The sequence below is a fragment of the Halomonas sp. 707D4 genome (assembly GCF_024158685.1).
Lineage (GTDB): Bacteria > Pseudomonadota > Gammaproteobacteria > Pseudomonadales > Halomonadaceae > Vreelandella.
On sequence record NZ_JAMZBD010000198.1, the window covers coordinates 1 to 5,535 of the forward strand.

At 62.0% G+C, this 5,535-nt stretch carries 6 protein-coding genes; 2 read left to right on the top strand and 4 right to left on the bottom strand.

The genetic code is table 11. The features are described from left to right. A partial coding sequence (locus BIS11_RS09800) for a glutathione S-transferase N-terminal domain-containing protein (RefSeq protein WP_253585988.1) occupies window positions 1–341 on the bottom strand: 341 nt, incomplete at its 3' end. Further along, window positions 341–1,537, bottom strand: coding sequence for a YbfB/YjiJ family MFS transporter (locus BIS11_RS09805; RefSeq protein ID WP_253585989.1), 1,197 nt, complete (start codon window positions 1,535–1,537; stop codon window positions 341–343). The genes BIS11_RS09800 and BIS11_RS09805, both read right to left, overlap by 1 nt. Window positions 1,538–1,704: 167 nt before the next feature. Here BIS11_RS09805 and BIS11_RS09810 point away from each other — a divergent pair, with 167 nt between their 5' ends. Both BIS11_RS09810 and BIS11_RS09815 read left to right on the top strand, forming a co-directional pair. Continuing rightward, window positions 1,705–2,577: a LysR family transcriptional regulator gene (locus BIS11_RS09810; protein ID WP_253425114.1), complete on the top strand. Its 873-nt coding sequence runs from the start codon at window positions 1,705–1,707 to the stop codon at window positions 2,575–2,577. A gap of 151 nt (window positions 2,578–2,728) precedes the next feature. Next, window positions 2,729–2,980, top strand: a complete 252-nt coding sequence (locus BIS11_RS09815) for a hypothetical protein (protein ID WP_253425110.1) — start codon at window positions 2,729–2,731, stop codon at window positions 2,978–2,980. Between the two features lie 97 nt (window positions 2,981–3,077). On the opposite strand, the gene BIS11_RS09820 is transcribed toward BIS11_RS09815, so the two are convergent. Further along, on the bottom strand, window positions 3,078–4,409 hold the full coding sequence (locus BIS11_RS09820) for a carboxylesterase family protein (protein WP_253585990.1): 1,332 nt from the start codon (window positions 4,407–4,409) through the stop codon (window positions 3,078–3,080). A 78-nt stretch (window positions 4,410–4,487) separates the two neighbouring features. Next, window positions 4,488–4,997: a GNAT family N-acetyltransferase gene (locus tag BIS11_RS09825; RefSeq protein WP_253424933.1), complete on the bottom strand. Its 510-nt coding sequence runs from the start codon at window positions 4,995–4,997 to the stop codon at window positions 4,488–4,490. Window positions 4,998–5,535 lie beyond the last annotated feature (538 nt).

Genomic DNA, 5,535 nt, shown 5'->3' on the forward strand with positions numbered 1-5,535 from the left:
TCGTGTTTTCTGGCGATCACGATATTGAACGCGGCTTCCATCAAGTTCTGCCCCAGGCCCGCCAAGTGCAACACCTGCGCCCGCTGGCCGTCAGGCAGCATCGGGGTTTTCGGGTAAGCATCATCCAGATAAATGGCCAGCAACATCGACTCGCTGAGCGTGATGCCCTCTGCTGTTACCAACGCGGGTACACGTCCGGCGGGGTTGGCCTTCAAGAGCTCGGCATCGTCTGCCCAGGGGTCGCACCACATGAGCGTCACCTTGCTCATCAAGCCCTTTTCCATGAGCAGGATGCGTGCCACGCGCGCGTAGGGTGAGGTGGCGTTGAGGTATAGTTCCATCACGATCTCCTTAGGTGTGTTGCATGCAAGGATGAGCGCCGCTCGGCAACGCGGCTGAGAAGCACCAGCACCACCCCCGCGACGAGCATGGCGCTGCTGATGACGAACAGCGGTCCGTAGGTGCCCAGCGGCGCGTAAAGTGCCGACATGGCGTAACCCGCCACGGCTTGGGCGGCGGCGAACGCAGCCGTGGCCTGCCCCCAATACTTCTTGTGGGCGGCGGGCCCGACGAGTGCTGCCAGACGGCCTGAGGTGAGCGCAACGATGCCGGGAATCATCGCCCCCACCAGAAAAGAGGAAACCGACTGGCTCACAAGTGCCAGCGAGAACACCGGGAGCGCGACAGCGGCGGCCTTGGCCGCGAAGGCCACGATCAAGCCGGCCTGCCAGCCAGCGCGATGCGCCAGCGCCTTGATTACGAACGGTCCGCACAGCGCACCCACGCCGAAGATGCCCCACTGAAGCGCAGCCGCCTGGCGGCCCAAAGCATTTTCACGCGCCAGATAATCCACCCAGAACAGGGTATGGGGCACGAACCCCACAGCATCCAGCGCGTAGGCACCTATGAGCAGCCATACCGCCAGGCCAATACCGGGCACTAAGAGATCTTCGCGGCCTGTGGACCCAACAGTGAGCACACGAGGTAGCCGTCCCACCCCGACAATACACAGCATACCCGCCACCACGCAGAGCAGCCCCAGCGCTACCCAAGTGGCCCTCAGACTGAACTCCAGCAACCAGGGCACGATGAACGCCGAAAGCAGCGCGCCCAGGCCAATACCCGTGAACACCATGGCCCCCACGTGGGCGCGGCGCTCGGCGGGCGTGGCCGCCAAGGCCAGCGACGGCCCAACCACCATCAAGACGGCGCCAGCGATACCGGACACCAGCCGCCAGGCGAAAAACCAGGCAAAGGTGCCCGGCCACGCACATAGCAAGAAGCTCAGGGCGATACACAGGAAGCTTGCGCCGATCACCCGGCGCGGTGCAAAGCGCTCACTCAGCCAATGGGCCGCCAGCGCGCCCACGAAGTAACCCAGCAGATTGGCAGCGCCGAGATAAGCGCCCGGGCTTGCAGTGAACCATTCCTGCTCGATGACTGCAGGCAGCAGCGGCGTATAAGCAAAGCGTGCAATGCCAATGCCCGCCAGCGTCGCCATGATGCCGGTCAGCAAGGCGGGAAGCTCTTCTTTCATGCGTTGGCGAGGCATGAGGTCGTGTCCTTTTCTGGTGCGGGGCTTAAGTATCACCATCGACCGAAAGACTAAATGTCAATGCTAATTCTATAGAAACGATTCCTTTCGATAATTACTATCTCATTTAGAGATATCCTGACCCGATGGGTCGTTATGAGGAATCGAGAATGCAGTTGAAGTCGTTGCAGCTGTTCATGGCCGTGATCGAGACCGGAAGCTTCGTGGCAGCGGCACACCGATGCCATACGGTGCAGTCCAACGTGACCACCCACATCAAGAAGCTGGAAGACGAACTCGGGGTGACGCTTTTCCATCGCACTGGACGGGTTCACCCTACCAGTGCCGGAGTGGCGCTGGTAGATTATGCACAGCGCATGCTGAGCGCCCATGACGAAGCGATCGCGCAGTTTCAGGGCCGCGACAATGCCGCCGGGCGGCTGCGGCTAGGTGCAATGGAAACCACCACTGCTCTGCGCCTGCCGCCCCTGCTGGCGGCGTATCATGCAGCGTATCCCGAGGTCGATATTCAGCTCAAGACCGGGCCTACCGCTGAGCTGATGGAATTACTGATGGATGGGCAGGTCGACGGCGTCTTCGTGGCCGGTGGGATCGAGACTGGCCGCTATCAGGCGCTCAACGCGTTCAGCGAGCAGTTGGTACTGGTGGGGGCAGCGCCTATGACAATGATGCCCACTTCGCAAACGCTGATGACATCCACTTTCATGGCGTTTCGCCAGGGCTGTAGCTACCGCCAGCGCATCGAGCTACTGCTGGCATCCCACGGGGTGAATGCGGCCAGAATCTTCGAGTTCGGCTCTCTGGACGCGATGCTCGGCTGCGTCGCCGCCGGTATGGGTTACACGATCCTGCCTCGCGCAACGGTCGAGGCGCACCAGTACCGCTTCGGGATTCATACGCTGGCCCTGCCCACCCCTATTGCCCATATCGACACTTATTTCGTCACCCACAACCCCACCGGCTGGACACCGGCCCTGACTCGCTTTGCTGATATGTTGCGTGCCGCCGTGACAGAGACATGATTGTTGCTGGCAGTTTTTAGGGGGTGCTTACAATGCTACCTATCCCATTCTTCCAAACTTCTTGGCCCTGGCAGAGCCAATGATGAGCAGGCGAAACGCCCAATGCTCTGCCATAGTGAAAGGCCCACGCACCGTTCAAGGAGTAAAGAACATGACACGCGTAGCAAAAGTGGAACCCATCAGCGAAGACCGCGGCGATGCCATCATCGTGTCGGGCTGGCGGGTGCTGGATGTGACGGACATGGATGCGCCGAAGGAAGTGTCGCGCCACGACCAGGAGCCGGAGGCGATTCAGGCGGCGCGCCGTTTCGAGGCGGAAAGCGCTGGTGAGCCCGGCTCCGATGCCGATGACACCCAGGATTACGATGCCTCCCGGACAGATTCGGGTAAACCCGAGGTCTGAGCCCATTCGTTGCCCCGATACTTCTAGAGTCGCCGCTTTTCCTTCGCCGTCCTGGGATGGAAAAGCGGCGTTTTAATCTGGATGAAGTGCCCGCCGGTCACTCATTCGCCCGCCACCACTCGATGACGTCACCGAGCCGCCCCTTCTGCGCCAGGTGCCCGCTGCGCGCGAAATCCGCCCAGAGTGTGCGCAGGCGCTGGCCATACGCGTGAAGCTCGCCCTCCTCAACGCCCTTGACGATATCCGCGTCCCGCCAGCTTTGCGGCTCGCCGAGCAGCAGCGGAAGCTCCAGCGTATGGGCGGCGCCGTAGGGCGCGCGGCCTTTGTTCCAGTCGAATCGATAGACGAAGACACGGCCTCCGGCTCGAGCATGGCGGCAGGCGAAGGTGGCGGCGTCGCGCCGGTAGATCTTGCGCGTGGTGGCGGTCACCAGTGCGCCGGTCAGCGGTGCGCCCAACCAGGGCGTTCGGCGCAGGCGCGAGAGCGCCGGCGACAGCACCAGAAACAGCGCGGTTTCCTCAGCGGTGGTGCCGATCAACACGTCGATAGCCGCCGCCGCGCGGCGCCAGGCGGCGGGGGCAAGCTTTTCCTGGGGCAACGGGTAGTGGCCGTACTGCGGTGCAAACGGCATGGCGGACTTCAGACCGAACCCTTGGGCGGCCTCGATCACCCGGGTCTGTATCCGCAGCACCTCGTCGAGCGGAGTGGCTTCTGTCACCTCGGCGGCCACGGCCGCCATGCGGGCATTCATCTTCGCCCGGCCCCGGCGAATGCCGAGCGGCGCGCTCTGGATGATGACGCGCTGGAAAAGCCCTTCTGTGCCCTCGGCGATCATCAGGTGCGCCGCCGCGTCGCCCCCGGCGGAGTGGCCGAACAGCGTCACGTTGCCGGGGTCGCCGCCGAAGGCGGCGATGTTGGCGTGAATCCAGCGCAGCGCCGAGATCAAGTCGAGCAGCCCCAGGTTTGCCGGGCGGCCTTCCCCACCGAGAAAGCCCAGAAGCCCTAGGCGGTAGTTCACGCCCACTACGATCACGTCCTGCTCCAGCGCCAGCGGGCGGGTATCAAACACGGGCAGATCCGCCGTGCCGAACACGTAGGAGCCGCCGTGAATCCACACTATTACCGGGCGCGGCGCATCCGCCGGGCGCTCCGGCAGGGTGATCGAAAGATGCAGCGCCTCTTCGCAGACGTGAAACTCCTCCACCGCCACGCCCAGGGCGGCGTTGAGCTCGGGCTCGATAGTCTGCGGCGCCGCCGGCGACCAGGTAGTGGCGTGAACGAGAACCTCTGAAGGTGGCGCATCCAACGGCGGGCAGAAGCGCCGGGCGGTGGCGTAGCACAGGCCGGTGGCGCGCAGGGCGCCGCGATCACGCCAGCCGATGATCTCGCCGGCGGGGGCGCTGAAGCGCGGGGCATCGGTAGTGGGCATGAAACTCCTTAAACTTGAACGGCCAATCCGCATCGATCTATAGGGACCGAGCCGACCATCGTTGCGCTGAGATAGCCGTTAACGATGTATTGCGAATGCACGATGGCACGTACCGTCCAGAATCTTGCCGTCTTCTTCGATCATGCCAAGCTTTTGAGCGACCCGAATCGACCCCGAGTTTTCGGCGTGAATATCGGCTACGACTCGCTGTAAACCCAATGTCTTGAAAGCATGCTCAAGAACGGGATGCGCGGCCTCTGTGGCATAGCCTTTTCCCCATGCCGACCTCTTGAATCGCCAACCAATTTCGATATCAGGCCCAACGCCCATCTGCGGTATAAGAAGAATCCAGCCGATAAAATCGTTTGGCAGTTTATTCGCAAAGACCGACCAATACCCCAGACCTCGTCCGAAGCAGACCCTGAGTCGCTCACGAACGAATGCCTCGTGACTAGCAGGATCGTGCCACGGCCCTGGAACGTATTTCGTTACCTCGGGATCACGATCCATTTTCAAGCAAGCTTCAAGATCTGCGAATGTGCGTGGCTTTATTGCAAGACGTACAGTATCGAAGGTTGGAAGTGTCATTTTGATGGTTCACCTTGCATTGTATGGTCCGGGTACCAAACAAAGAGATGACTTTCTCATTGGTTTTGATGTAGATCCAGCAAATATCTTGTTAACGAGCGATCCGCTGATGAAGGAGCATTTGAGGGAGAAAACACCTCTCTCGACTTGGCACCGTTCAATCAAAAAACGAATAGCGCTTTGGGGAACATGAAACTCCTCCACCGCCACGCCTAAAGCGGCGTTGAATTTGGGCTCGATATCCTGCGCCGCCGCCGGCGACCAAGTGGTGGCGTGAACGGGAACGCGTGGAGGCGGCGCATCCACCGGCGGGGGCGCTGAAGCGCGGGGCGTCAGAGTCGGTCGGGGTCAGCGCTGCCTGCAATGAGCCGCGCGGTGGCAAGGAGGTCGTCACGGCACCACCCACTGCCCGGCCCAGTCATCGCCGCGCTCGAACAGCGCGCGGCGGTGATGCTCGCCCAGGTGCAGCGCCTCGAGGGTCTCGATACGAAACACCAGCACCGCGAAAGCCTCCCGAGAGGCGGTCGTCGTATAGGCC